Genomic DNA, 25,194 nt, shown 5'->3' with positions numbered 1-25,194 from the left:
GGCCGTCAGTCGGTGAGCACGCGCACGCGCTCGCCGATCTCGGTCCAGCGCTCGTGCGCCTCGGCGGGCGATCCCGCCGTGAACACCACGACGGCGACCCTGCAGCGGTAGTCCGCCTCGTTCGTCCTGATGGCCGCGCCCGGTTCGATGAGTACCTGGCTCGCGACCACCCACGGCTCGGCCGTCAGTTCCTCCCAGCCGTCGAGCCGGGTGTACGCCCCCGACCCGCCCGCCGTCAGGAAGCGGATGCCGGCTGACGCGGCGTCCGGCTCCCGGTACGCGCCCAGGGCCTCGGGGTCGGAGCCGGTGGCGGCCGCGAGGACCATCCGCGGGAGCACCAGCCCGGTGGCCATCTCCATGAGCTCGGTGATCTTGTCGCCGGGGAGGCGGGCCGCGATCTCCATGAGGACCGGGCGGCCGTCCCCGTCGAGGCGCAGCTCGCAGTGGAACGGACCCACCGTGATGCCCACGGCCTTGGCGACGCCGGCCGCGTACTCGGTGATCTCCTGCCGGGTGACCTCGTCGAGCGGGGCCGGGGTGAGGTGCCCGATCTCGAGGAAGCGCGGCTCGGGGCCGAGCAGCTTCCTCGTCACCGCCACGACGACGACCTCGCCGTCGCGCACGTAGCCGTCGGCGCTGTACTCCTGGCCGGCCACGTACTGCTCCAGGACGGCGTCGGTGTCGAGCGGCCTGTCGAACTCGAGTTCCTCGTCGGCGTACATCACGGCCAGCGCCGCGCGTGCCTCCTCCACGGTGTCCACGCGCGACACGTGGATGCTGCCGCCGGACTCGACGGGCTTGATGACGGCGGGGAAGCCCACGTACGCGCACGCTTCGTCGAGCTCCGCCGGGTCGCGGACCACGGCGAACCGGGGCACCAGCAGGCCGGCGTCCGCCACCGCCTGACGCATGGTCGGCTTGTGGCGGACCTTGTCGACGGTGGCGGGGTCCAGGCCGGCCAGCCCGAGCTGCTGCGCCACCCGGGCGGCGGCCGGCACGTAGAACTCGCCGCCGGCGACGACGGCGTCGATCCTGTTGCGCCGGTGGGCCTCGCCGACCGCGGCCGCGAGGGCCTCGCTGTCGTTGGTGTCCACCGTGATGATCTCGGTGGCGAGGGAGCGCACGGTGTCGGCCACCACGCGGCTCCCGGCCTCGTGGGAGGCCACGAGGACGTCCCAGCCGAGGGCTCGGGCGTGGGCGGCGTAGGCGATCGCGGAGAACGCGGGCTGCACCATCAGTACGCGATAAGACATGGACATTCCTCGAATCTCAGCTCTCTGCCGGATGGCGCTCGGCCCGCCGGCGGTCCGCCTGTCGTGCGCTGGCCACCATGACCTGGCCCAGCGAGATGCCGCCGTCGTTGGTGGGGACGAGCCGGTGGCAGTAGGCGTCGAACCCGGCCCGCCGCAGGGCGACGAGGCAGTTGACGAGCAGGAACTCGTTGAGGAACACGCCTCCTGACAGCACGACCTGGTTGATGCCGCGCCGGTCGCGGATCTCCTCGCACTCGGCGACGACCATGTCGACGATCCCGGAGTGGAAGCGCCGGGAGATCACGGCCGGGAGGGTCCCGGCGGCGACGTCGCCGGCGAGGGCCCCGATCAGCGGCCGCCAGTCCAGCTCCGCCGCTCCTTCGCCGGGCTGCCGCAGCACCCGGTAGGCGTCCGACCGCTCCAGGTCGAGGTCCCGTCCGAGCAGGCCCTCGAGCTCGATCGGTCCCTGCGCCTCGTATTCGGAGTGGGTGCAGATGCCGAGCAGTGCCGCGGCGCCGTCGAAGAGCCGGCCCATGCTGGACGCGAGCGGCGAGTTGATGCCGCGCGCGGCCATGACGGCGTAGACGGAGCGCTGCTGCTCGTCGAGCACGCCGAGGGCGGGGAAGGCGGCCGCGGCCGCGTCCTTGTCGCCGAGCGCGTCGACGGCGAGCGCGAACCCGGTGCGGACCGGCTCGCGGACCGCCTGGTCCCCGCCGAGGAGCGGCAGGCGGCGCAGGTGGGCGACGCGTTCCACCGCGCTGTAGTCCCCGAGCAGGAACTCACCGCCCCAGATCGTCCCGTCCAGGCCGTAGCCCGATCCGTCGAAGACCACGCCGATGGTGGTGCCGGTGAGCTGGTTCTCCGCCATGCAGGCGGACATGTGAGCGTGGTGGTGCTGGACTTCCTCGACGTCGACGCCGTAGGTGCCGCGGGCGTACTGGGACGCCCGGAAGTCCGGGTGGAGGTCGCAGGCCGCGAGGCTCGGGGCGAGCTCGTAGAGCCGTGCGAGGTGGTCGGCGGCGGTGCGGTGCGACTCGAAGGTCTCGTCGTTCTTGACGTCGCCGATGTGCTGGCTCATGTACACGCTGCGGCCGCGGGCCAGCGAGACCGTCACCTTGAGTTCCGCGCCCAGTCCGATGACCGGGCTGACCTCGACGGGCACGTCCAGGGCGTACGGGGCGTAGCCGCGCGAGCGCCGCAGGAAGGAGACCAGGGGCCGGTCCAGGTCCGGGTGGTCCGAGGTGCGGACGACGGAGTCGTCCACCCGGGTCTCGATGTCGCGGTCGTGGTGGAGGACGAGATCGGCCACCTCGAAGAGGCGGGCGAGGGCGTCCTCGTTGCGGAACTCGATCGGGTAGCCGGAGACGTTGCCGCTCGTCATGACGAGCACGTCCAGGCCCTCCCGTTCGAGCAGGAGGTGGTGCAGCGGGGCCGACGGCAGCATGACGCCCAGACTGGGATTGCGGGGCGCCACGCTGTCCGGCAGCACGCCCTCCCGCTTGCGCAGGAGGACGATGGGGCGGGCGGGGGAGAGCATGAGCTCGTCCTCGGCCGGGGTGTGCGAGGCGATCTCGTCGACCGACGCCAGGTCGTTCACCATGACGGCGAACGGCTTGCTGTCGCGCCGCTTGCGCTTGCGCAGCAGGGCGACCGCCTCGGCGTTCCGGGCGTCGGCCGCCAGGTGGAAGCCGCCGACGCTCTTGACGGCGACGATCCCGCCGTTCCGCACGATGTCCAGGGCCGCGTTCAGCGCGTCGTCGCTCTCGCCGACCACCCGCAGCGTGCCGTCCCCGTCCCGGACCGATGCGGTGAGCTTCGGTCCGCAGTCGGGGCAGGCGGTCGGCTGGGCGTGGTAGCGGCGGTCGAGCGGGTCGCGGTACTCGCTCTCGCAGGCCGCGCACATGGGGAACGCCACCATGGTGGTGGCCGCCCGGTCGTACGGGAGGCCCCGGATGAGCGAGTAACGCGGTCCGCAGTGCGTGCAGTTGATGAACGGGTACCGGTGGCGCCGGTCCGCCGGGTCGTTCATCTCGGCCAGGCAGTCGTCGCAGACGTGCGAGTCGGCCGGTACGACCGTGGTGGCCGTACCGGAGTTCTCGCTCTCCCGGATGACGAACGCGTCGGCCCCGTCCTGCGAGGCCGCCAGCCGTTCCTGTACCGAGACCTCGCTCACCCGGGCAAGCGGGGGCGCCTCGGCCGACAGAGCGGCGGTGAAGGCCGACAGGTCCGGCAGGCGTCCCTGGGCCTCCAGGAACACGCCGGCGCTGTCGTTGTTGACCCAGCCGGTGAGCGAGTGCTCGTGCGCCAGCCGGTAGACGAACGGCCGGAAGCCGACGCCCTGGACCACGCCCGTCACCCGCACACGCCACCGCTGTGTGCTCTCCATCGTTTCCATGTCTCCCCCTGTTGCCCTAGCCCGTCCCGGTCAGCAGAGCCTGGGCAGCTCGGCTCCGGCGAGCTCGGCGAGCGTCACCCGCCGGCCTTCGGCGTCCTGCAGCTGGACCCGCGGCTCGGGCTCGTCGGTGATCTCGCCGATCACCACGGCCTTGGCGCCGTACGGGTGGCTGCGCAGGGCCTCCAGGACCGTGTCCGCCACCTCGGGGGCGACGAACAGGGCGGCGCAACCCTCGTTGGCGGCGTTGAGCGGGCTCACGCCGAGCATGTCCATGGCCATCGCGGTCTCGGCCTGGATCGGCAGCGCGGGCTCGTCGACCAGCACGGTCGTGCCGACCGCGCTCGCGTACTCGTTGAGGACCGCGTTGAGGCCGCCACGGGTGACGTCGCGGATGGAGTGCACTCCTTCGCCGCCGCCCGTCGCCTCGAACACGCCGTCCAGCATCCCGTTCAGCGGCGCGCAGTCGCTGAGCACGCGGGTCTCGAAGCCGAGGCCCTCGCGGATCGAGAGCAGGTGCACGGTGTGGTTGCCGATGGGGCCGCTGAGGATCACCTTGTCGCCGGGCTTCACGTCCCGCATGCGCAGCGGCGGGCGCTTGAAGACCCCGACTCCGGTGGTGTTGAGGTAGATCCCGTCGGCCTCGCCCTTGCGGACGACCTTGGTGTCGCCGGCCACGATCACGACGCCGGCTTCCTTCGCGGTCTCCCGGACCGAGGTCAGCACGCGCACCAGCGTGGAGAGCGGCAGCCCGTCCTCGAGGATCATGGCGAGGGTGAGGTAGCGCGGCTCCGCTCCGGCGACGGCGAGGTCGTTGACGGTGCCGCAGACGGCGATCTTGCCTATGTCGCCGTTGCCGAAGAGGACCGGGTCGACCACGAAGGAGTCGGTCGTGACGGCGATCTGCGCGCCGTCCACGGTCAGGATCGCGCTGTCCTCCATCTCGCCGGTGTAGACGTCGCCGAGGGTGGCCGCGGTCAGCTCCACGAGCTCACGGCTGCGGCGGGCGCCGGTGCCGTGGTCGAGGATGACGGTGTCGGCGTCGGTGAATGCGGGTGCGGTGGTCACGGGGTCACCACTTCCTTGCGCGGGAGCTCGCCCTGGGCGTCGAGGGTCTGCAGGATGGTCGCGGAGTCCGAGACGGTGGCGCAGTAGCCGTCGAGCCACTCGAGGGCGCGGGTCCGGTCGGCTTCGTGCGCCGAGACGACGCAGTCGGAGGGAACCCACACGTTGTAGCCGCGGAAGAACGCGTCGGCGGCCGTGGTCTGCACGCAGATCTGGGTCTGCATGCCGGTGATGATCACGGTGTCGACGCCCAGCGCCTGGAGACGCTCGTGCAGGTCCGTCTCGTAGAACCCGCTGTCCTTGTGCTTCTCGAGGACGATGTCCGAGTCGTCGAGGAACTCGGACATGATCTCGGCGCCCGCCGTGCCCTTCTCGACCGGCAGGTAGCCGTCGGCCCAGCGCTCCGCGTTCGGGTCGTCCGGCAGGTTGACGATCTGCAGGTGCACGACGTGGTGCCCCCGGTCCCGGATCCCCGCAAGGAACCCGGTGAAGACGGGAATCGACTCCGTCACCGCGTGCAGGCGCTCCGGGTTCTTGTTGACCAGCTCGTACTGCAGGTCGTTCGTGAGAACGGCTACTTTGCTCATGACAATGTCTCCTTGATGTGAGGGGCAGAGGGCACCTGCCTGCGGTGGACGCTGACCTGGTTCACGCAGAGCCCGAGAACGAGCAGGCCGCAGGCAACGGCCTTGGGCAGCGTGATCCGTTCGTCGAAGATCAACATCGACGAGGCCAGACCGAACACCGGGACGAGCAGGGTGAGCGGTGCGACGCGCGCCGCTTCGTACCTCTGCAGAAGTGCGTTCCAGACGGAATATCCGATGACCGTCGTGGGATACGCGATGAAGAGAAGCGCCCCGAAGGACGTCCAGTCCATGCTGCGCACCGATGACTCGATCGATGCGTAGCCTTCGATGGCGAGCGAGCAGGGCAGCAGGATCGCTGCTGGTATCGGGCTCGACCATACGATCAGCCCGAGCGGATCCGCGTGGGCCATCTTCTTGACGATGAGGTTGGCCGCGCCCCAGGACATGGCGGCGCAGACGACGAGTGCCAGGCCGACGATCGTGACCGAGCCCTTGGTGATCCCGCCGATGACGCTGACGCCGGCGAATCCCAGGACGATCCCCGCGATCTGGCCCCGCGTCATCCGCTCCTTCAGGAGCAGCGCGCTGAACGCGATCGTGAAGAACACCTGGAGCTGCAGCACCACGGAGGCCAGGCCGGGCGAGAGTCCGGCCTTGATTCCGAAGAAGAGCAGACCGAACTGGCCTATCCCGAACGCGAGGCCGTAGGCGACGAGTTGTCGCAGCGGGACCTGTGGGCGCCGCACGAAGAACACCGCCGGCAGGAAACACAGAACGAACCGCAGGACCAGCAGGAACAGCGGGTCGAAGGTCTCCTGCGCGATTTTGATCATCGAGAAGCTGAGGCCCCATACGGCTGTCACGAGGAGGCCGAGGACGATCCGCATGAATTGCTCCGTTACTCCCGGCCGGCGGTCGTGAACTCACGGGCGCCCGCGGCCGGGGCCGACGGCCCGAGCAGCAGGCCGCTGTACTGCGAGCGCGGCTTGGACAAGGCTCCGGTGTGGTCCACGGCGTCGGGCGTTCCGTAGAGGTCCTCGTGCACGGAGCGGACCGTGCTGTCGACGTCCTCTCGGGCGACGAGCCGCCTCGTGGCGGTGCCGTCCGGCGCGACCACCGAGACCATGCCGAAGCCGTCGACGGGTTCCGCGTCCAGGCCCAGTTCCGCGAGCGAGCGTGCGGGTTCCTGTCCGGCGGGGAATGCCAGCAGGGTGGTGCCGTCGTGGTCGACGGGCCGCGCCACGAGATTGACGTCGCGCAGTGCCAGGACCGCCTCGGAGACGTCGTCGCCCGGCGGCAGTCGGTACAGCCGGATCCTCGCGTCGCCCACGACCGCGGTCCCGCCCGGCCCGGCACCGACCGAGGTGCCCGTTGCGGCCTCCCCGGCGAGCGCCTCGGACGCCCGCCGGCAGCGGATCACGACGCCGTGCTCCTGTGCGTACCGGACCGCGCCCCAGTGCAGCACCTTCGCACCCGACTCGGACATCTCGCGGCACTGCCGGTACGTCAGCTGCGGCATCAGCCGGGCGGACGGAACGACATGCGGATCGGTCGTGAAGATCCCGGGCGTGTCCCCGAAGATGTCGCACTGGCCGGCCGAGAGGCCGGCCGCGAGCGCGACCGCGGTGAGGTCGGAGCTGTTGCGGCCGAGCATGGTGATGCGGTTGTCGTCGTCCATCGCCTGGCCGCCGGCCACCACGACCACCCGGTGCTCGGCGAAGGCTTCGCGCAGCGGCCCGGGGTCGATGGACACGATCCGGGCCTGGGTGGCCGCGTTGTCGCTGCGGATGCCCGCCTGCGGTGCCCACAGGTCGGTGCTCGGGCAGCCGGCCGCGTTCAGTGCGGCACGCAGGAAGCTCGCGCTGACCATCTCCGCCGTGGACAGGACCTGGTCCTGGACCTGCGGTTGCAGATTCGGATCGATGCTCAGCGCGGCTTCGAGCAGTCGTCCCGTGCTTCCGGACATGCCGCTCACCACGACGGCGATCCTGGTGTCGGCGGACGTCAGCATCCCGGTCACGTACGCGGCGACGGACGTGTAGTCCGTCAGGTCGATGAACGAGGATCCGCCGAATTTGAGGACCTTGACGGGGCTCGTGTCAGCGGACATCGTGCCCTCGCAGGGACTCCGCAGACACCGCCACCTCGGAGACGGCCGCGGTCAGGATCTCCAGGGCCTCGTCCGCCTCTTCCCGGGTCAGGTTGAGCGGAGGAAGGAGGCGGGCGACGCATCCGCCGCGTCCGGCGGGCTCGAAGATCAGGCCCCGGCGGAGTGCGGCCGTCCGGACGCGGTCGACGACCTCGCCTGCCGACCAGGTGCCGATCGGCCCGAACTCGACGCCGAGCATGAGGCCGAGCCCCCGGACGTCACCGATGAAGTCGTGCTCCTCCTGCAGCCGGCGCAGGCCGTCCTCCAGGTGGGATCCGACCTTCCGCACGTTGCCGAGGACGTCGTCGCGTTCCATCACCCGGATCTGCGTCGCGCCGGCGGCGAAGGCGAGCTGGTTGCCCCGGAAGGTTCCGGTGTGCGCGGCGGGCTTCCAGCCGTCGAGGCGCTCGTTGTAGAGGATCACCGATACGGGATGCCCGCCGCCGAGCCCCTTCGACGAGACGATGACATCGGGTTCGATGCCGTACTGCTCGAATGCGTACCACGTTCCGGTGCGGCCGCAGCCCGTCTGCACCTCGTCGACAATCAGTGGAATGTCAAGTTCATATGTCAGGTCCCTGAGCCGGCGAACGTAGTCGGGGCGCGCGGGAATGACGCCGCCTTCTCCCTGGACCAGTTCCAGGATCACCGCGGCAGGCTTCGGGGTGCCACCGTTCGGATCGTTCAGCATGTTTTCCAGATACTGGATGCAATTCACCGAACAGCTGTCGGGCTTCAGCCCGAGGGGGCACTTGTGGCAATAGGAGTAAGGAAAGAAGGAGGAGACCGAGGGATTTCCCGGAAGTTCCTTCGAGGCCCGCAGTCCGGTCAATGCCAGCGTGCTCTGCGTGCTGCCGTGGAAACCACCGTGGAAGGAGACGAAGCCGCTGCGTCCCGTGTAGGTCTTGCACAGCTTGACCGCTGCCTCGACCCCGTCGGCCCCGGTGGGACCGCAGAAGTGGATCTTCGTCTTGCCCCGCATCGCCTCGGGCAGCATCCGCAGGAGCTCGCGGCTGAAGTCCCCCTTGGCCTCGGTGGGGAAGTCCAGCCCGTGGGTGCTCACCTGGAGCTGGGCCTGCGCCGCGCGCAGCAGTTCCTGGTTGTTGTGGCCGAGCACCAGCACGCCGGCGCCGGTGAGGAAGTCCAGGAAGACGTTGCCGTCGGCGTCGGTGAGGTAGGCGCCGTCGCCGTGGCTGATGGCGATGGGCGTGAGTAGCGGATAGGCGCGCGCCGACGATTCGACGGCCGCCTGTTCGGCGAGCAGCCGCTTCGACGCCTCACCGGGGATTTCAGTGACGACTCGTACGTTCATGCGGCGTTCGCCGCCCGTTCGAGCCCGCTCGCGGCAATGCGTACCGGAAACAGAAAATGGTCGTGCATCAACGTCTCCCCCGTTGAATTTCCGATGAACTGCGGCGGTGACGCCGCGCGACCCGGCCACCCCCCGGCGCCAGTGATCGTTTAGAACATACCGAGCACCATGAACCCCGGCAACAGCGTCGGGCTGGTTTCCCAGATAGTGGGATCAGAATTAACAATCAGGCCGGTCCTGCGAAGCGTGTCCTACTTTGCCTGCACAAAATGAGTAGCACCATTCCGCTTCCGGTTATGGAATTACTTCTTGCACCACCCCTAATCCGACATGTCTGTTTTCATCACCCCTTATGACAGCGGGACCAGCGGGCCGATCCGGAAGAGGACCTCGGGGAGGTGACCGCCTTCGGGGAAGTGCTCGCTGTCGAAGAGCACCGTGCGGTCGATGCCGGCCCCGTGCCGCTGCGCGAAGGAGGCGAACAGACGCATCGAGGCGTCGTTGTCCGGGGTGATGGTGGTCTCGACGGCATCCAGGCCGCCGGCGGCGGCGACCCTCGCGGTGAGTGCGTCGAGCAGCGCGGCAGCTATCCCCTGGCCGCGCTGCTCCTGGACGACGGCGATCTGCCACACGACGAGCACCCGCGGGCGATCGGGCCGGACGTACCCGGTGACGAAGCCGACCAGCTCACCGTCCGCGCCGCGGGCCACCGCGGACGTGGCGGCGAAATCGCGGCACCACAGCAGGTAGCTGTAGGACGAGTTCAGGTCGAGCGTCTTCGAGTCCCGGGCGATCCGCCAGATGGCCGCACCGTCCCGGATTGCCGGGCTGTCAATCTGTGTAGTGATCATGCGAGGGGAACTTAGCGATCAAGCTCCCGCGCCCCTAGGGCGCCCGTCACACCCTTGACCCGTATCTAACGGGTCGTCACCCGGAGGGTGCCGCGCACCTCGTCGAGCGCGGCTTCCAGGGTCTTGGCGTCCGACGCCTTCAGCAGCACCTGCCCGACGCGTCCGGCCGACGACCGCAGCGGTGCGACGGCATCACCCGGCGCGACGTTCACCTCCGCCTCCACGACGGCGGGATGGGCCAGGACCTCGGCCAGGCCCTGGACCTCGGCGACCGTTCCCGGATGCGCCGACGGCAGGTAACTCGCGGTGCGGCACAGCGCGGTGGGAGGCGGCGGGAGTTCGCGGCCCAGTGCCATCCGGATGACCGTCTCGTACCAGTCGATGCCGTAGGCCATGCCCAGCAGGTCCATGAGCCGGTCGCCCGGAGTGCGCACCGCGACCTCCATCACCGCCGGCCCGCCGGGCGTGAGCCGGAACTCCAGGTGGACGATGCCGGTGTCCATGCCCATGGCGTCGAGGACGGCGGCACCGAGCTCGGCCACCCGGTCCCGGGCCTCGCCGTCCACCTCGGCCACCGTGCGGTGCGCCGTCTCCACGAAGTACGGCGGACCCGTGGTCTCCTTCGCCGTCAGGTTGGCACACCACACCTTGCCCTCGCGGACGAGCGCCTCCCAGCTGTACTCCGGTCCGGTCACGGCGCGCTCCACCAGGAGTTTGCCCTCGCCGCCCCGGCGCTCGACGGCTTCGTCGTACGCGGCCGGGTCGGCCACGAGCTCCACGCCCGCGCTGCCGGCGGAGGACAGCGGCTTGACCACCACGGGCATGCGCTCGGCGGCCCAGTCCCGGGCATCCGCCAGCCGCTCGGCCACCAGGAACTCCGGCTGGCCTATCCCCGCCGCGGCGAAGCGGGCCCGCTGCAACGCCTTGTTGCGTGACAGTACGGCCGACTTCAACGACGGTCCCGGCAGACCGAGTTCATCCGCCACGAGCGCGGCGGCCAGCACGTGCGGTTCGCTGAAGGCGACCACACCGTCGGGCCGGGCCGTGCGCGCCGCATCGCTCGCCGCCTCGTACCACGCCTCGTCCGACATACCCCGGCATACCGTGATCTCGTCGACGAGGTCGGCCAGCGCCGCGGCGTTCGCCTCCGTCTCCACCACATGGAGCCGCACCCCGAGTCGCCGGGCCGCGGCGACATAGGGCCGCCCCGTCAGCCCCACACCTATCAGTAGAAGCCTCTGCATCAATCACCCCTCCAGTCACGATGCGTTAACGGCAACGGACGATACACCGGCCCCGACGAGCACCCCGGAGGCCACGGTCCGGCCGGCATCACGCCTGGTGGCGAGGGACCAGTCGAAGGTCACCCGCATCTGGCGGGTCATGGCCCTGAGGTGGCGCTCGGTGCTCAAGCGCTCGTACGGGTCGCAGGACAGGCGGTCGCAGAGGGCGGGCAAGCCCGCCGCGAGGCGCCGGAACTCCTCCGCCAGTCCACCGACCCTGTGCCGTATCTCGTCGATCACCTGCGCACGGTGGCCACCGCTCCCGGCCTCCAGGGCGAGGACGAGGACGTCGGTTTCCAGTTCCGCCAGCCGACGCGCCGTCGGGTCGGCCAGCACTCGTTCCGGCACCTCGTAGCGGCCGGTACGCTCCGCGGCATCAAGGTACAGGTACATCGCCATGCCCTCCTGACGGAGGGTCAAGGAGTAGAGGAAACGGGCCCAGTTGTGGCCGGCCCGCTCGCGCCACCGCTCGGTCATGGGCGCCCGCAGTCGCTCCCACAGGTCGGCCGTGGCGGTGACCAGGCCCTCGGCGCCCGCCGGGACGGGGACCCGGGCGGCTGCTCCGGCCTCCCCGTAGGGCGCCGTCGTCGAGAGGAGCGCCCGGACGACGTCTCCGGCGAAGGCGGGGTCGTCCCCCGCCGGGCCGTCGAACAAGTCGCCGCAGAGCGCTGCCCAGGTGACGACGTCGGTCATCACGTCCAGGTCGGTCCCACCCGCCTTGGGGCAGAATCCCGCCGCCAGATCGGCCAGTCGCCTGGCCGTGAAGCGGCCGATGGCGGCATCCGTCGGCTGGAGCAGACGGTGCCGGACGGCCCAGTCCACGCCCCGGCGTCGAGCTTGTTCGACCGCGACGGGTACCGGTCGCGGTGCGGTGAAGGGGAAAGGGAAGTCGACGTCGGTGGGCATGTGATCCGTTCCTTCCTTTCGCTGGTCGGGGGCGCCGCTAGGCCATCAGGTGGGTCAGCGCCATGTAGGTGCCGGTGCCCAGCACGATCGCGAGGAGCGGGCTGCCGCGCCATTGGTAGAGCCCGGCGCAGACGGCTGTCGCCACGAGGGCGGGCACGCCGTACGGGAAGTGGCCGAAGTCGACGCCGCGCACGGTGTAGACGACGAGGATGACCATGATCCCGGGCGGCAGCGCGGTACTGAGGTAGCCGAGCAGCGGCGCCTGGGATGCGTTCCTGAGCAGGACGAACGGGGCCGCGCGCAGGGCGTAGGTCACCGCGGACATCACGAGGACGGCGCCGAGGATGTACGTCGTTTCAGGCACGGGAGCGCCCCCTCAGCGAGAAGTCCAGAGCCAGCATCGCCAGGAAGACGACGACGGCGACGGTGAGGAACTGGTCGCCTCCCAGCACCCAGGCGACGGCGGCGGCCAGCAGGCCGTAGGCCACCGGTCGGCCGTTCGCCCGCTTGCGCGCGTGGTCCCAGGCGAGGACGACGAACAGAGCGGTGAGCGCGAACTCCACGCCCTCGACCTTGTCGGGCAGCGCCGTCGAGGCGAGCGCCCCGGAGAGGCTGCCGAGCACCCAGTAGCCGTGGCTGAGGACCTGGATCAGGGTGATCCGGCGGCCGTTGGAGCCCGCCTCGGGCGAGCTGGTGAGCAGCGAGTACGTCTCGTCGGTGAGTGCGAAGACGCCGTACGCCCGTTGCGCCCTGCCGGTGAGCAGGTGCAGCGGGAACGACAGCCCGTAGAAGACGTGCCGGAAGTTGACCAGGAGGGTGGTCAGGGCGACGGCCGCGAGGCCGAGGCCTGAAGTGATCATGCTGACGGCGAGGAACTCCAGCGATCCGGCGAACACCACCAGCGCGGTGGTGGGCGCCCAGTACCAGGGCAGGCCGTGGCTCACCAGGAGCAGCCCGAAGGCGGCCCCGAGCGGGAGGTAGCCCATCGCCACCGGCACGGTGTAGCGGGCGGCGGCCGCCAGGTCGGCGCGCAGTGTGGTGCCCCGCGGCGCCGGGCCGCCCCGCGACGGGCCCGGAAGGGCCGCGTCGCGGGGGGCCGTCGTCGTCTCGCCCGCGGGAAGCGAGCGGGAGGAGTGCTCGGTCACCCGAGGTCTCCAAGCTCGGCCGACAGCCGGCTCAGGCCCTCCTTGAGCACATCGTGGGGGCGGGCGAAGCTGATCCGCAGGCCCTGCCGGGCGCCGAAGACCTCCGCGGGCATGACCAGCATCCGCCGGCGCTCCAGCAGGCGTTCGGCGAACTCGCCAGAGGTGACCGGTGAGTTGAGGTGGAACCAGGCGAAGGGGGTGCCGTGCGGTTCGACCAGCTCCACCACGCTCCGGTGCGCGTCGGCGAACTCCCGCAGCTGCGCCAGGCCGGGCTCCACCAGTCCGTGGTAGCGGGCCACGTGCCGCTCCCGGTCGGCGAGCACGAGGGTGGCTGCCTTCTCCCACGCGAGGGAGTTGGACACCGTGGTGTAGCGCTTGTAGTTGACCATCCGCTCGATGAGATCGGCGGGGGCCACGGCCCAGCCGATGCGCAGGGCGGGCAGCCCGTAGACCTTGGACAGGCCGGAGACGGAGATGGACCGCTCGTAGCGGTGGACGATGGAGGCGGAGAAGTCGAGGAGGTACTCCTCGTCGTTGACCACCCAGAGGCCGTGCTCCCGGGCCACCCGGAGCACGCCCTCCCACTCCTGCTCCTGCAGGGAGCGGCCGGAGGGGTTGCCGGGGCTGTTGAGGATGAGGATCCGTGTCTCGGGGCGGATCGCGCGGGCCAGCGCGTCCGTGTCGAAAGCCGTGCCGGGGCGCCAGTCGAGGACGCTGACCTCGCAGCCGATGTGCGCGGGCACCTCCCAGGCCTGCTGCCAGCCGGGGGCCGTGGCCACCACGTGGTCGCCCGGCGAGAGCAGGGAGCGGTACAGGAGGTACAGGGCTTCCTGGGCGCCGTGCGCGATCATCACGTCCCGGTCGGCGTCGCCGGCGAGGCCGTACAGGGCGGCGACCTGCGCGCGCAGCTCGGGGGTTCCGCGGTCGAGGCTGTAGTCCAGCTCCCACGCGCCGTCCAGCGGGAGGTCACGGACCTGCTGGAACTGTACGCCGCTCTCGGCCAGGTCCAGGTCGTAGCGGCCCTGCGCGTGGTCGAAGAGCCACTCCTGGATGGTGTAGGTGGCGATCCGGCCGGCCGGGTCGGAGGCGGGAACGTGGGTGGTGCCGGGCATCAGTGCTCTCCCGTGAGGCTGAAGGTGATGACGACGACGTCGCGGTGGGCGGGCTGCTCGGGGACCTTCGGGGTGATCGGGCTGACGTAGTGCACGACCTCCTGGTCGGCGAGGAACAGCACCTCCCCCGGGGCCATGGTGCGTTCGACGATGACCTCGTCCCCGTCCTTGTCCCGGACGAGGGAGATGCCGCCGCTGACGTTCTCGGTGGCGACGCAGACCACCGCGATCAGGTCGAAGCCGTCCTGGTGGAAGCCCTCCGGGGCGGGCAGGCCGATCTGCTCGTCGTCGGCGGTGATGCGGATCTGGTGGCATCCGATGCGGAACTCCTCGTCCGCGACCAGGGCGCGGGCGGCCGGGGAGTTCACCAGAGCCTCGGCGAAGGCACGGGTGGCCTCGGGCAGGGGCGCGAACTTCCGCTCCACACCGCCGGCGTAGCCGTTGATCCCTTCGCTCTGGAAGAAGGAGGCGGAGTCGTCCTGCCACAGGAAGGTCTCGCCCTTGACCTTGGCCTCGCCGAAGGCGCGGAAGCGGAAGACGCGGTCGTGCCGCAGGTAGGTGTCGGCGGGCAGGGTCGCGTAACTGGCCAATAGGCCGTCCGATACCTGGCCGAGGGCGGAGGCGAAGGCGTATCTCACTACTACTCCTGGAACTGTGATGTGCGATGCCGGGATGCCGGCACGTCGGGGCGGAAAGAACGAGGGGCGGCGGACCGCCGGTCGCGGCTCAGCCGCGGGGCGCGAGCTCCCCGGGCGCCGGTTCGGCGCGGTCCTGCTCGGGGCTGTCGCGGCGGCCGGGTCCGGTCGCCTTGAGCAGGCGCAGCAGGGGGCTCGTCATCACGGTGGTGCCGAGCGCGACGAGGGTGAGGATGGCGAGCATCCGGGCGTCGATGATCCCGGCGTCGTAGCCGATCTGGATGACGATGAGTTCGGTCAGGCCGCGGGCGTTGAGCAGCACGCCGAGGACGAGCGCCGGCCGCCGTCGCATTCCGGTGAGCCGGGCGCACAGGCCGGGTCCGCCGATCTTGCCGACGGTGGCCAGGGCGAGCAGCCCGAGGAAGACGAGGACCGTCCCGCTGTCCCAGTGCAGTGCGCTCAGGTCGGCCGTCAGCCCGAAGCCGAAGAAGAAGAACGGCAGGAGGACGGTCTTGGCGGTGCTCGTCAGCCGTTCGGCGACGGCCGCCCCGCGGGCGGGCCAGGCCAGGCCGACCAGCAGGGCACCGATCAGCTGGTGCACGCCGATGGCGGCCGTGAGCGTGGCCGCTGCCGTGACGCCGCCGACGAGGAGCACCCCGGTCGCGGCGCCGCCGCGGTCCCGTGCGGCCCAGTGGGACAGCAGCCGCTTGACGGGGCCCAGGAACACCGCGGCCATCGCGACGGCTACCAGGCCGTTGACCAGCAGCATCGTGGGGTCGGAGCCGTGGGCCACGGCCAGGATCGCCGCGAGCACCAGCCAGCCGGCGCCGTCGCCGACCGCCGCCGCGAACAGGCTGAGGCGTCCCGGTTCGGTTCGGGAGATGCCGAGGTCGGCGAGGATCCGGGCGAGGACGGGGAAGGCGGTGATGCTCAGGGCGCTGCCGATGAACAGGACGAAGGCGATGCCGCCGCCGTGCGGCCCCGCGTACCGCTCGGCGAGCGGTACGGCGACGACCGCGCCGAGCGCGAACGGCACCAGTACCGAGGCCTGGCTGACCAGCAGAGCCCGCGTCGCCGCGCCGCGCAGGCGCATGCCGGCGAGCTCCTGTCCCACGCCGAACATGAAGAGGATCAGGCCCAGTTGGGCCAGCCCCTCCATGGGGGCGCGGCTGCCGGCCGGGAACAGCCAGGCCATGGCACCGGGGGCCAGATTGCCGAGCAGCGACGGCCCAAGGGCGAGGCCGGCGACGATCTCGCCGATCACGCGGGGCTGGCCGAGCCGGCGGGCGAGCGCTCCGCCGACGTAGGCCGCGGCCAGGACCACGACGCACGCGAGGAAGAAGTGGCCGGTGGCGCCGAGCTTCAACCCGCTGCCGCCGCCCGCGCCCGTGTCGGAACCGGGCAGGCCCGCGACGGTGGCGACGATGACGGCGACGGGGAGGACGGCGGTGACCGCGACGGCCGCGGCCACGCCCCTGCGTGGTGTCGGCTCCGGCATCGGCACGGGAGCCTCGGCGGACGCGGGCACGGTGTCGTCCACGGTGTTCTCCCTGGCCATGTCAGCTCGCCTCGAAGATCATGTCGCGCATGAGCTCGCTGGCTCCTGCCGCGATCGTCCCGGCGGTCGCGTCGCGCTGCAGCCGCGCCACGGCGGACCCTTCCAGATACCCCTGCGCCCCGTGGTACTGGGCGCACACCTGTGCCGCGGACAGGGCCAGTTCGGTGGAGCGCAACTTCAACACCGATGCCGTGCGGGTGTCGAGACGGCCCTTCGCATGCAGCCAGGCGGCGTGGTGGGCGTATCGGCGTACCATGTCGAACTCCCCGTACAGCTCGCCGAGTCGGTGCCGTACGGACTGGTGGGAGGCCAGGGGTACGCCCTTGATCCGGCGGGCGCGGACGTGCTCGTCGAGCAGGCGCAGGGTGTGCCGTACGCCGCCCACAGCCAGGAGTCCCGCCACCAGCCGTTCGAAGTCCAGGGCGCGCATCAGCTGTATGAGGGCCCGGTCCCGCCGGCCGAGCAGGGCGTCGGCCGGCACCTCGACCCCCTCGAAGGTGATCTCGGCGATGTCGGCGGCGCGCCAGCCCACCATCGGCTGCGGGCGCCGGGTGATCCCGGGGCTGTCCGCGTCGACGAGCAGCATGCTCGCTCCCGTCAGCCCCCGCTCCGCCCCGGAGTCCGGGGCGGGCCTGCGCGTGCGGGCCAGTACGACGAGCAGACCGGCGCCGGTGCCGTTGGCCACGTAGCTCTTGTGCCCGTCGAGCACGAATCCCGCGGTGGAATCCGCGCCGCGGGGCGCCGCGTAGGTCCGCAGGCCGCTCAGGTCGGAGCCCGCCTCGGGCTCGCTGATGGCCAGGGCGGTGACGCGCTCGCCGCGGTGGGCGGCGGGCACGTGTGCCGCCCGCTGCTCGGGTGTGCCGAACAACAGGACGTAGGAGAGTGCCATGTAGGCGTGGACGCCGATGGAGGCCCGGACGCCGGCGTAGCCGGTCGCGCCCAGCTCCTCCAGCAGCACTGCGCTGCGCAGGAAGCCCTCGCCCGTGTGGCCGACTTCCAGGAGACCGGCTGCGCCGAGCTCCTTCCAGGCGTCGGCCGCGATGGCGCCCCGCGCCTCCCAGGCCTCGGCCCGGGGCAGCACGCTTTCGGCGAGCCGCTCCCGCACCCGGGCGCGGAACGCGTCGTGCTCATGGTCGAAGAAGGGGAATTCCAGGGCCAGTTCGCGATCGTCGGGCTGCCGACCGGTGAGGGTGGTACTCATGACGACGCTCCTGCGGGAAGGGAGAGGGGGTCGTGAGTGGCGAGCAGGGCGCGCCGGTCCACCTTTCCCGTGCCGGTCAGGGGCAGTTCGGCACGGAACCGGATGACGGGCGGCACCATGTAGGCGGGCAGGATGCCGCGCAGATGCGCGCGGATCTCCTCGGGGTCGCGGTCCGCCGTGTCGGGTACCGCGAAGGCGATGAGCTCCTGTCCGCCCTGACCGTTCGGCCGGGTGGTGACGTAGCTCTGGCGTACGGCGGGGTGCGCGTCCAAGTGGTAGGCGATCTCGCCCAGTTCGATACGGAAGCCGTTGACCTTGACCTGGTCGTCGAGCCGGCCCTGGAAGACGAGGTGGCCCCGCTCCGAGAGGCGGGCGCGGTCGCCCGTGCGGTACAGCCGTTCACGGACTCCGTCGATGTCGGCCTCGACGAACTGCCGCGCGTTGGTCTCCGGCAGCCCCAGATAACCCGGGGAGAGGCCGGGTCCGGCGAGCATGACCTCACCGGTCTCCCCCGGTTCGCACAGCCTGCCGTCGTGGACCACGTAGGCGCGGGTGTTCTGGATGGGCCGGCCGATGGGGAGGCTGGACTCGTCCGGGTGGAGGGTGCGGACCGGGTGGTAGGTGGCGAAGGTGGTGCACTCAGTGGGCCCGTAGACGCTGACGATCCGGTCGGTGCCGTAGGCGCGCAGGGCGGTGGCCATGTGGGTCAGGGAGTGTGCCTCGCCGCCGGTCAGGATCGTGGTGACGGTGTCGAGGGTGTGCGGGGCCTCGTCGACGATGGTGTTGAAGAGGGCGGTGGTGAGGAAGAGCACGCTCACCCGGTGCTCGGTCAGCACGCGGCGCAGCCGGCCGAGCCGGATGAAGGAGTCCGGGTGGAGCACGCAGGTGCCGCCGACCAGCAGGGCGCCCCAGATCTCGAAGGTCGCCGCGTCGAAGGAGGCGGGTGCGAGCTGGAGCAGGACGGTGTCCTCGTCCAGGCGCGCGTAGCGGGCGTCGTGGACCAGGCGGACGATGCCCCGGTTGCGTACGGGGACACCCTTGGGGGTGCCCGTGGAGCCGGAGGTGAAGTTGATGTAGGCGATGTCGTCGGGGGAGCCTTGGTACGAGGGCGACTCCTGGCGCTCCGTCAGGAGGTCGAGCTCCACCGGGAGGACGGTCCGGCCCGGCAGCCGGGCGCCGATCGCGCCGGTGTCGGCGGCGCGGGTGAGGACATGGGTGCCTGCGGTGCGCTCCAGCAGGGTGCTCAGCCGGTCGTCCGGCCAGGACGCGTCGGCGGGGAGGTAGGCGGCCCCGCACTTTGCCGCGGCCAGCAGGGCGATGATCAGCTCTGCCGAGCGGGCGATGAGGACCGTGACGGTGTCGCCGGGGCGGACGCCCGCGTCCTCCATGCGCGCGGCGAGGTCGTTGGCGAGTCCGTCCAGCGCCCGGTAGGAAAGGCGGCCCCCGGGGTGGACGAGTGCGGTGGCGGTGGGGCGGCGGTCGGCCTGGGCCTCGAACAGCTCCTTGACCGTGAGTTCGGGGTACGGAGTGGTGGTGCCCTGGTTGAGGGCCCGGTGGGCGGCCAGGGCGGCGGCCGTCGGGCGGTGCGGTGTCGTCATCAGGGTCCCCCCAGCCTCTCGTTGATCGTTTCCAGCAGTCGTTCCCGGTGCGTGTCCAGGAAGAAGTGCCCGCCGGGCATTTCCACCAGTTCGCATTCGCGGCTGGTGTAGCGCTTCCAGTCACGCATGCCGGCGTGTCCGTCGACGGGGTCGTCGCGTCCGTAGAGTGCCGTGATGGGCACGTCCACACCGGGTGCGCCGTGGCGGTCGCCCCACAGCTCCGCCAGCCGCATGTCGGCCCGCATCGTGGGCATGAACAGGCGCATCATGGCCTTGTCGTCCAGGATCTCGGCGGGCGTGCCGCCCATCGCGCGGACCGCGTCGAGGTAGTCCTCCTGCGGCAGCTCGTGCAGATAGGGGCGGGCCTGCGGGGTGTTGGGGCTGCGGCTGCCCGATACGAACAGCCTCCGGGTGGCTCCCGGGTCCGTCCGGGCGGCCAAGTGGGCCATCTCGTACGCGATCCGGCCTCCGAAGCTGTGTCCGTAGAAGGCGTGCGGGGCACTCAGGATGCCGCGCGAGCGGAGTGCGGTGAAGGTGTCCGCGAGCAAGGTCTCCCAGTCCCCGTACATCGCCTCGCGCAGCCTGGGGCCCCGGCCGGGCAGCCTGACAGCGACCAGTTCCACTCCGTCGTCCAGGCCGCCCGCCCAGCTCCTGAAGAGGTCCGGGCCGCCTCCCGCGTACGGAAAGCAGATCAGGCGGATGCGGCGGGCTCCCACCGCGGGCCGGAGTACCGGCGCCCATGTGTCGCTGTCGGGCCGCACGGCCGGCTCCCTCAGCCCTGGGTGTTCTGGAGGATCGACGCCGCGATGTCCCGGACGGCGCTGCGGGCGAAGAGGTCGTCCGGGGACAGGGCGTCCTCGCCGAAGGCCCCCTCCGCCTGGGAGATCAGGCGGATCGCGGTCAGCGAGTTGCCGCCGGCCTCGAAGAAGTCGCCATCGGTGTTGTCCACCGGGAGACCGAGGTCCCGGATGGTGGTGACGACCCACTGCTCCAGCTCTTCCTGGGTCTGGGGCCGCGTGCTCTGGGCGTTGTTCGACACCGTGATCGTCCTTTCTGTTGTCAGTTGGCGCGGAACGGGTGGCCGTTGACCGTGGTGTCCACGAAGCGGTTGTGGCCGTAGGTGTCCTGGCCCGAGGTCAGGACGTTGCCGAACTGTGCGAGGCTGGCCTGTCCGCCGAACTCCTCCAGCTCGGTGGAGTACGGGTAGACCTTGACCGAGGTCGGCAGGTAGCGGCCGGCGAAGCCCAGCCGCATCTGGTCGGTCAGGCCGCTGTGCGGGTGCGAGGCGTGCATCAGCGTCGACCAGAAGACGATGAACTGGCCCTGGCGCATGACCTGGGAGACGGCCGCCGACTCGTCCGGGCTCCAGTCGGGGTCCTTCTGGAGCTGGCGGTAGTCGTGGCCGAAGAAGCCTCGGCGGATGCCGTTCTTCTCCGTGTTGTTGATGGCGTCGGGGTTGTAGTCCATGGTCTTGGACTCGTCGTAGTTCATCGTCTTGTGCGAGCCCGGGATGAACTGGAGGCAGCCGTTCTCGATGCTGGCCTCGGTGAAGGCGGTCCAGACGGTGATCGTCCCGCCGAAGTCCGCGTCCTCGGGCCAGACGATCTGCGGGTGCTTGGAGCCGGCGACGTTCGAGAAGTTGTCGGCCTGGTGCCAGTCGGTGCCCTCGTCGCCCGGGTACTTCGGGAAGAACTCGGAGCGCCAGCACAGGGTGTCAGGGCCCAGGATGCTGGAGACCCGGTCGACGATCTCCGGCCGCGTGATGTGGTCGGCGAGGAAGTCGACGTCCAGGTGCCGGTCGTAGTTCGCCAGGTTGGTGTTGCCTGAGATGCCCTTGCCGCCGCCGTAAATGGCCTTCTTGGTGCTGAGCAGCTTCGGGCGGAGGGCCTGGAGATTCGCCTCCATCTCCTCCTTCTCGTAGAGGTCGAACGGGCCTATGTACCCGTCGCGATGGAACTTCTCCAGCTCTTCGGCACTGAGGGAGAATTTACGGGTATCGGCGATCTGATTCATGTCTCCACTTTCTTGCGACGAGTGGTGCGGGAACGTGCGTGAGTAGTGGTGATTCACATGGCTGGTGGCAGCGGAGTAAAGGCCCACGGGTGCGCGCGGAGCATCGCACGGGGAAGGGGACCGGAAGACTGGTGACAGCCGCACGTCAACCTGATGAGTGCGGCCCGAATATTGCGGCCCGCCGTGAATGCGTTCCATGGCCGGTGGAGCACGGGCCGGCCCAGGCGTCGTTGAGCTGGGCGTGACAGCCTCGGGCGCGGGGTTTCCGCGACCGGTGGAGGGGAGGCTGAGGGTGAGCCTCCGCATTGCGGCCTGAACGAGTTCGGTCACTCAAGGACAGGCACGTCCGTGGTTGGTTCGTTCACACTCCCATCTCCGGCTGTGTAGATCAAGAAATACCCCTGCCCGAAACAGTGAATTTGTCAGGTTGCCACGAAACAAGTGGGTGACGCCGACACGAACCCGCGAACACGCGTGGGAACGCCCGGGGGTTCAGCTGAATCACTGTGATCAGGTTCACCCCGCGCACACCGAAAAGAGCCGGCCGGATTATCGGAATAGACTGTTCCAGCCGATGGGCCACACAGGTCGATTCACTCTGGGAACAGGCCTTCTTGCGCCCTATCGGACGGACGCCGCGCCGGATGGCACGGGCGTCTCGGCGGAGCGGGTCGGCTCCTGCGAGGGGCCCGTCCCGCGCGGGCGGCGGCGGCCGCGCGTCACCGCGACGGTCAACGCCCCGGCCAGCAACCCCCAGAACGCCGAGCCCACGCCGAGCAGCGTCACCCCGGAAGCGGTCGCCAGGAACGTGACGACCGCGGCCTCCCGCGAACTCTCCTCCGAGAGCGCGGAGTTCAGCGAGTTCCCGATGGTGCCCAGCAGTCCGAGCCCGGCGATGCCGAGGATCAGGGCGGTGGGCAGCGCGGTCAGCAGCGAGCCCACCGTTCCGCCGAAGACGCCCACACCCAGGTAGAACACTCCCGCCCAGACGCCGGCCAGGTAGCGGCGGTCCGGATCCTCGTGTGCCTCACGGCCCGTACAGATGGCCGCGGTGATGGCCGCGAGGTTCAGTCCGAAGCAGCCGAACGGCGCGAGCAGCAGATTGGTGACGCCCGTCCAGGTGAGCAGCGGTGACACCGGCACCCGGCCGTAGCCGTCGCCCCGCAGGACCGCGACGCCCGGCAGGTTCTGCGAGGCCATCGTCACGACGAACAGCGGCAGCGCGACGCTGATGATCACCTGCCAGGAGAACGCGGGGGCCGTGAAGACCGGTTCGGCGAAGGCGAATCGGATCCGGCCCGGCTGCAGGGAGCCCTGTGCGGCCGCGACCGCGACGCCCACGGCGAGCGCCGCGAGGACCGCGTAGCGGGGCAGCAGTCGCCGGCCCAGGAGATAGACCGCGAAGATGGAGAACACGACGGCGAAGTGGCCGTCCATACTGGCGAAGAGTCCGGTGCCGAACTGTACGAGCACCCCGGCGAGCAGACCCGCCGCGAGCGGTACCGGGATCCTGCCCATCACCCGCTCGAACCAGCCCGTCAGCCCGCTGAGCACGATCAGGGCGGCGGAGACGATGAAGGCGCCGATGGCCTGAGCCATCGTCACCCCGTCGAGTCCGGACACCAGCAGCGCCGCGCCGGGCGTGGACCAGGCGGTGATGACGGGGGCCTTGTACCGCAGGGACAGGCCTATGCAGGTGACCCCCATGCCGACTCCGAGGGCCAGCATCCAGGAGGTGAGCTCTCGCGGCCCAGCCCCTGCCGCCTTGGCGGCGGTGAAGACGATCGCGGCGGAACTGGTGACTCCCACCAGCACCGCGATCAGTCCGGCCAAGACGGCGGTGGCCGACCTGGCCCTGGGTAATTTCTGATCGTTCTCGGTCACCGGGCAGATTTTTGCCACCGGTTCCAGCCTCGGGCAACCCGTATCCCAACATCCGAGACGGCCCTCCGGAGCATGGAAATCCGGTAAGTCCGCAGTATGTCAGGTTGGTTGCTCCGAACACCCCGAGGGCCCTATCGTTCTGCAAACAGAACGTTCCGTTTATCGAACGCACGATGCTGCCACCGCACGAAACCGCACGAAGGAGTCCCATGGCGCCCCAAGAAGGCACGTCCCTGCCCGTTCGCACCATGGAGGTGGCGCGCGCCCTCGCCGCGGCCGGCATCGAGAGCGAGGTGCGCGCGCTCTCGGAGTCGACGCGCACCGCCGCCGAGGCGGCCGCCGCCCTGGGATGCGAGGTGGGCGCGATCGCCAACAGCCTCGTGTTCATCTCGGACGACGAGGCGGTGCTGGTCCTGACCAGCGGCCGGCACAAGGTGGACGTCACGGCCCTTGCCGCCCGGTGGGGACGCGGCAAGCTCCGGCGCGCCACCCCGGAGCAGGTACGCGAGGCCACCGGGCAGGCCATCGGGGGCGTGGCTCCCGTCGGCCACCCCCAGGTGCTTCCCACCGTGGTCGACGAGGCCCTGACCGACTACCCCCGGCTCTGGGCCGCCGCCGGAACCCCCCACACCGTCTTCCCCACCACGGCCGATGAACTCCTCCGGCTCACGGGAGGGACCCTGCTGCCCGTCGGCCCGTGACCAGGGGCCGCGCCGAGTCCTACTCCCGGTGAAGTACGCCCGGTGCAGCCGGCCGTACGACGACCCGGACCCCCTCCCGGAGCCAGTCTCGGAGTGAGACGCAACGTCCACGCACTCCGAGGAGCTGAACCGCGATGAACACCCTCACCACCCTCGCGCACGACGGGCCCGGCCCGTGGATCCTGTTCTTCCCGCTGGTCTGGGCGGCGGTCGTGATCGGCGCCGTGACCGTACTGCGCCGCACGGTGTGGCGCGGCCGCCGCGGACCGTGGCAGGGGCGCGGCGCCGCCTACGGCGAGCAGTCGCCGATCGCGATCCTGGGGCGGCGCTTCGCCTCCGGGGAGATCGACGAGGACGAGTACTGGCGGCGGCTGTCCGTGCTGGACGAGCAGTTCGGCCCCGCCTCCAAGGGCGGTGCGGCATGAGCACCGTCACCTCCCTGCCGGGCGGCGGCGCCGTCGCCGCCCGGGTCGTCGACGCGCTGAAGGTCTACGGCCGGGGCGCCACCGAGGTACGGGCCCTCGACGGGGTGAGCGTGGACTTCCCGGCCGGACGCTTCACCGCCATCATGGGACCGTCCGGCTCCGGCGGTGGCGGCGCTCCCCGAGGTGGCCGGCGCGGTCGGTCTCGGCAAGGGGGTCGCGGAGGTCGACGGCTCCGGACGGGCGCTGACGATCACCGACCCGGCCGCGCTCGCGGTCGGCCTGGACCTCGGCGCCGTCGAGGGACGGCTCGACTCGCTCGGCACGGACGGGATCGCCGTCGCGGCGAAGGAGGCCGACCGGCACGGCTGGCGGCCTGGCAGCGGCCTCGAACTCGCCTTCACCGACGGGCGGAAGCAGCGGTTCACGGTCCGTGCGGTCTACGAGGAGTCGCAGCTCGCGGGCGACTACGTCATCACCCGCGCGGCCTGGGCCCCGCACCGGGCGCAGGACTCCGACTCGCTGGTGGCCGTCACCTTCAAGGCGGGGGTGCCGCTCGCCGACGGCGTCGCGGCGGTGGAGCGGACGGCCGCGCGGTACGGCGGCCCGGAGGTGCAGACCCGCGAGGCGTACGCGCAGTCCTCGGCGGGCGGCATCGACATGAACTCACCCTCGTCTACGCGCTGCTGGCCCTCGCGGTGCTGATCGCCCTGCTCGGCATCGCCAACACGCTCACCCTCGCCGTGCACGAACGCACCCGCGAACTGGGCCTGCTGCGGGCCGTCGGGCAGAGCGGGGCGCAGCTGCGGGCCATGGTCCGCTGGGAGTCGGTGCTGGTCGCCGCCTTCGGCACGGCCGGCGGCCTGGTCCTGGGCGGCATCCTCGGCTGGGTCCTGGTGAAGGCCGCGGACGGCGCGCAGGACAGCGCGTTCGCGTTCGCCGTCCCACCCCTCCAACTGGGACTGGTCGCGCTGGTCGGCGTGACCGCGGGCGTCCTGGCCGGCTGGCGCCCCGCCCGGCGCGCGGCACGCCTGGACATCCTGCGGGCCATCGCCACCGAGTAGGGGTGCACCTGGGTACACCCCCGTCCGGTGGCCAGGTGCAGTGGCCCGGGCCGCCCCGACCGG

Annotated in this window: 23 protein-coding genes and 1 pseudogene; 3 read left to right on the top strand and 21 right to left on the bottom strand. The window is 70.8% G+C overall.

The annotated features are described in order from the left end of the window. Positions 1-5: 5 nt before the first annotated feature. From ACGFYU_RS00285 to ACGFYU_RS00185, 21 genes are all read right to left on the bottom strand, one after another. Positions 6-1,253 carry an ATP-grasp domain-containing protein gene (locus ACGFYU_RS00285; RefSeq protein ID WP_393824968.1) on the bottom strand — a complete coding sequence of 416 codons (1,248 nt, stop codon included), beginning with the start codon at positions 1,251-1,253 and terminating at the stop codon, positions 6-8. A gap of 16 nt (positions 1,254-1,269) precedes the next feature. Next, a complete protein-coding gene (gene hypF, locus ACGFYU_RS00280) occupies positions 1,270-3,639 on the bottom strand; it encodes a carbamoyltransferase HypF (protein WP_393824967.1) in 2,370 nt (789 codons plus the stop codon). A gap of 39 nt (positions 3,640-3,678) precedes the next feature. Then, positions 3,679-4,713 (bottom strand): hydrogenase expression/formation protein HypE, encoded by a 1,035-nt coding sequence (hypE, locus tag ACGFYU_RS00275; RefSeq protein WP_393824966.1) that lies wholly within the window; start codon positions 4,711-4,713, stop codon positions 3,679-3,681. After that, on the bottom strand, positions 4,710-5,297 hold the full coding sequence (locus ACGFYU_RS00270; RefSeq protein WP_393824965.1) for an isochorismatase family cysteine hydrolase: 588 nt from the start codon (positions 5,295-5,297) through the stop codon (positions 4,710-4,712). Before ACGFYU_RS00270 ends, hypE begins: the two co-directional genes overlap by 4 nt. Continuing rightward, positions 5,294-6,184, bottom strand: coding sequence for an EamA family transporter (locus ACGFYU_RS00265; protein WP_393824964.1), 891 nt, complete (start codon positions 6,182-6,184; stop codon positions 5,294-5,296). Before ACGFYU_RS00265 ends, ACGFYU_RS00270 begins: the two co-directional genes overlap by 4 nt. Positions 6,185-6,195: 11 nt before the next feature. After that, the gene (locus ACGFYU_RS00260; RefSeq protein ID WP_393824963.1) at positions 6,196-7,407 is read right to left on the bottom strand and encodes a hypothetical protein; all 1,212 of its coding nucleotides are present in this window, start codon (positions 7,405-7,407) and stop codon (positions 6,196-6,198) included. Then, complete coding sequence (locus ACGFYU_RS00255; RefSeq protein ID WP_393824962.1) at positions 7,397-8,887, bottom strand: aspartate aminotransferase family protein; 1,491 nt, start codon at positions 8,885-8,887, stop codon at positions 7,397-7,399. Before ACGFYU_RS00255 ends, ACGFYU_RS00260 begins: the two co-directional genes overlap by 11 nt. A 221-nt stretch (positions 8,888-9,108) precedes the next feature. After that, a complete protein-coding gene (ectA, locus tag ACGFYU_RS00250) occupies positions 9,109-9,609 on the bottom strand; it encodes a diaminobutyrate acetyltransferase (protein WP_393824961.1) in 501 nt (166 codons plus the stop codon). 65 nt (positions 9,610-9,674) lie between these two features. Beyond that, positions 9,675-10,853: an ATP-grasp domain-containing protein gene (locus ACGFYU_RS00245; protein WP_393824960.1), complete on the bottom strand. Its 1,179-nt coding sequence runs from the start codon at positions 10,851-10,853 to the stop codon at positions 9,675-9,677. A 15-nt stretch (positions 10,854-10,868) separates the two neighbouring features. Next, the gene (locus ACGFYU_RS00240) at positions 10,869-11,798 is read right to left on the bottom strand and encodes a hypothetical protein (protein WP_393824959.1); all 930 of its coding nucleotides are present in this window, start codon (positions 11,796-11,798) and stop codon (positions 10,869-10,871) included. 37 nt (positions 11,799-11,835) lie between these two features. Then, the gene (locus ACGFYU_RS00235; protein ID WP_393824958.1) at positions 11,836-12,162 is read right to left on the bottom strand and encodes a branched-chain amino acid transporter permease; all 327 of its coding nucleotides are present in this window, start codon (positions 12,160-12,162) and stop codon (positions 11,836-11,838) included. Further along, on the bottom strand, positions 12,155-12,943 hold the full coding sequence (locus ACGFYU_RS00230; RefSeq protein WP_393824957.1) for an AzlC family ABC transporter permease: 789 nt from the start codon (positions 12,941-12,943) through the stop codon (positions 12,155-12,157). Before ACGFYU_RS00230 ends, ACGFYU_RS00235 begins: the two co-directional genes overlap by 8 nt. Beyond that, positions 12,940-14,055 carry an aminotransferase class I/II-fold pyridoxal phosphate-dependent enzyme gene (locus ACGFYU_RS00225; RefSeq protein WP_393824956.1) on the bottom strand — a complete coding sequence of 372 codons (1,116 nt, stop codon included), beginning with the start codon at positions 14,053-14,055 and terminating at the stop codon, positions 12,940-12,942. Before ACGFYU_RS00225 ends, ACGFYU_RS00230 begins: the two co-directional genes overlap by 4 nt. Next, entirely contained in the window at positions 14,055-14,693 is a 639-nt protein-coding gene (locus ACGFYU_RS00220) for a 2OG-Fe dioxygenase family protein (protein WP_393824955.1), read from the bottom strand. Before ACGFYU_RS00220 ends, ACGFYU_RS00225 begins: the two co-directional genes overlap by 1 nt. 88 nt (positions 14,694-14,781) lie before the next feature. Then, a complete protein-coding gene (locus ACGFYU_RS00215; protein ID WP_393824954.1) occupies positions 14,782-16,248 on the bottom strand; it encodes a cation:proton antiporter in 1,467 nt (488 codons plus the stop codon). A 1-nt stretch (position 16,249) separates the two neighbouring features. After that, positions 16,250-17,449 carry an acyl-CoA dehydrogenase family protein gene (locus ACGFYU_RS00210; RefSeq protein WP_393824953.1) on the bottom strand — a complete coding sequence of 400 codons (1,200 nt, stop codon included), beginning with the start codon at positions 17,447-17,449 and terminating at the stop codon, positions 16,250-16,252. Then, positions 17,446-19,047, bottom strand: a complete 1,602-nt coding sequence (locus ACGFYU_RS00205) for an amino acid adenylation domain-containing protein (RefSeq protein ID WP_393824952.1) — start codon at positions 19,045-19,047, stop codon at positions 17,446-17,448. The genes ACGFYU_RS00210 and ACGFYU_RS00205 overlap by 4 nt, the downstream gene beginning before the upstream one ends. Further along, positions 19,047-19,808, bottom strand: coding sequence for a thioesterase II family protein (locus tag ACGFYU_RS00200; RefSeq protein WP_393824951.1), 762 nt, complete (start codon positions 19,806-19,808; stop codon positions 19,047-19,049). The genes ACGFYU_RS00205 and ACGFYU_RS00200 overlap by 1 nt, the downstream gene beginning before the upstream one ends. 11 nt (positions 19,809-19,819) lie before the next feature. Continuing rightward, positions 19,820-20,086: a phosphopantetheine-binding protein gene (locus ACGFYU_RS00195; RefSeq protein WP_393824950.1), complete on the bottom strand. Its 267-nt coding sequence runs from the start codon at positions 20,084-20,086 to the stop codon at positions 19,820-19,822. A 20-nt stretch (positions 20,087-20,106) separates the two neighbouring features. Then, the gene (locus ACGFYU_RS00190) at positions 20,107-21,060 is read right to left on the bottom strand and encodes a chlorinating enzyme (RefSeq protein WP_393824949.1); all 954 of its coding nucleotides are present in this window, start codon (positions 21,058-21,060) and stop codon (positions 20,107-20,109) included. Between the two features lie 621 nt (positions 21,061-21,681). Continuing rightward, on the bottom strand, positions 21,682-22,944 hold the full coding sequence (locus tag ACGFYU_RS00185) for a benzoate/H(+) symporter BenE family transporter (protein ID WP_393824948.1): 1,263 nt from the start codon (positions 22,942-22,944) through the stop codon (positions 21,682-21,684). Between the two features lie 209 nt (positions 22,945-23,153). On the opposite strand from ACGFYU_RS00185, the gene ACGFYU_RS00180 reads away from it, so the two are divergent. From ACGFYU_RS00180 to ACGFYU_RS00170, 3 genes and pseudogenes are all read left to right on the top strand, one after another. Next, on the top strand, positions 23,154-23,645 hold the full coding sequence (locus ACGFYU_RS00180; protein WP_393824947.1) for a YbaK/EbsC family protein: 492 nt from the start codon (positions 23,154-23,156) through the stop codon (positions 23,643-23,645). A 134-nt stretch (positions 23,646-23,779) separates the two neighbouring features. Continuing rightward, a complete protein-coding gene (locus ACGFYU_RS00175) occupies positions 23,780-24,070 on the top strand; it encodes an SHOCT domain-containing protein (RefSeq protein ID WP_393824946.1) in 291 nt (96 codons plus the stop codon). Between the two features lie 156 nt (positions 24,071-24,226). Beyond that, positions 24,227-25,131 (top strand): annotated as a pseudogene (locus tag ACGFYU_RS00170) (ABC transporter permease); the annotation flags it as partial. Between the last annotated feature and the right edge of the window lie 63 nt (positions 25,132-25,194).

This window comes from Streptomyces sp. NPDC048337 (assembly GCF_043201175.1).
GTDB lineage: Bacteria > Actinomycetota > Actinomycetes > Streptomycetales > Streptomycetaceae > Streptomyces.
This window is presented reverse-complemented; position numbering and strand designations above follow the sequence as displayed.

Excerpts from the sequence above, each read along its gene's own strand:
- ACGFYU_RS00285 (WP_393824968.1), bottom strand. The coding sequence starts at position 1,253 with ATGTCTTATCGCGTACTGATGGTGCAGCCCGCGTTCTCCGCGATCGCC.
- hypF (WP_393824967.1), bottom strand. The coding sequence starts at position 3,639 with ATGGAGAGCACACAGCGGTGGCGTGTGCGGGTGACGGGCGTGGTCCAG.
- ACGFYU_RS00270 (WP_393824965.1), bottom strand. The coding sequence starts at position 5,297 with ATGAGCAAAGTAGCCGTTCTCACGAACGACCTGCAGTACGAGCTGGTC.
- ACGFYU_RS00265 (WP_393824964.1), bottom strand. The coding sequence starts at position 6,184 with ATGCGGATCGTCCTCGGCCTCCTCGTGACAGCCGTATGGGGCCTCAGC.
- ACGFYU_RS00260 (WP_393824963.1), bottom strand. The coding sequence starts at position 7,407 with ATGTCCGCTGACACGAGCCCCGTCAAGGTCCTCAAATTCGGCGGATCC.
- ectA (WP_393824961.1), bottom strand. The coding sequence starts at position 9,609 with ATGATCACTACACAGATTGACAGCCCGGCAATCCGGGACGGTGCGGCC.
- ACGFYU_RS00245 (WP_393824960.1), bottom strand. The coding sequence starts at position 10,853 with ATGCAGAGGCTTCTACTGATAGGTGTGGGGCTGACGGGGCGGCCCTAT.
- ACGFYU_RS00240 (WP_393824959.1), bottom strand. The coding sequence starts at position 11,798 with ATGCCCACCGACGTCGACTTCCCTTTCCCCTTCACCGCACCGCGACCG.
- ACGFYU_RS00225 (WP_393824956.1), bottom strand. The coding sequence starts at position 14,055 with ATGCCCGGCACCACCCACGTTCCCGCCTCCGACCCGGCCGGCCGGATC.
- ACGFYU_RS00215 (WP_393824954.1), bottom strand. The coding sequence starts at position 16,248 with ATGGCCAGGGAGAACACCGTGGACGACACCGTGCCCGCGTCCGCCGAG.
- ACGFYU_RS00210 (WP_393824953.1), bottom strand. The coding sequence starts at position 17,449 with ATGAGTACCACCCTCACCGGTCGGCAGCCCGACGATCGCGAACTGGCC.
- ACGFYU_RS00205 (WP_393824952.1), bottom strand. The coding sequence starts at position 19,047 with ATGACGACACCGCACCGCCCGACGGCCGCCGCCCTGGCCGCCCACCGG.
- ACGFYU_RS00190 (WP_393824949.1), bottom strand. The coding sequence starts at position 21,060 with ATGAATCAGATCGCCGATACCCGTAAATTCTCCCTCAGTGCCGAAGAG.
- ACGFYU_RS00180 (WP_393824947.1), top strand. The coding sequence starts at position 23,154 with ATGGCGCCCCAAGAAGGCACGTCCCTGCCCGTTCGCACCATGGAGGTG.
- ACGFYU_RS00175 (WP_393824946.1), top strand. The coding sequence starts at position 23,780 with ATGAACACCCTCACCACCCTCGCGCACGACGGGCCCGGCCCGTGGATC.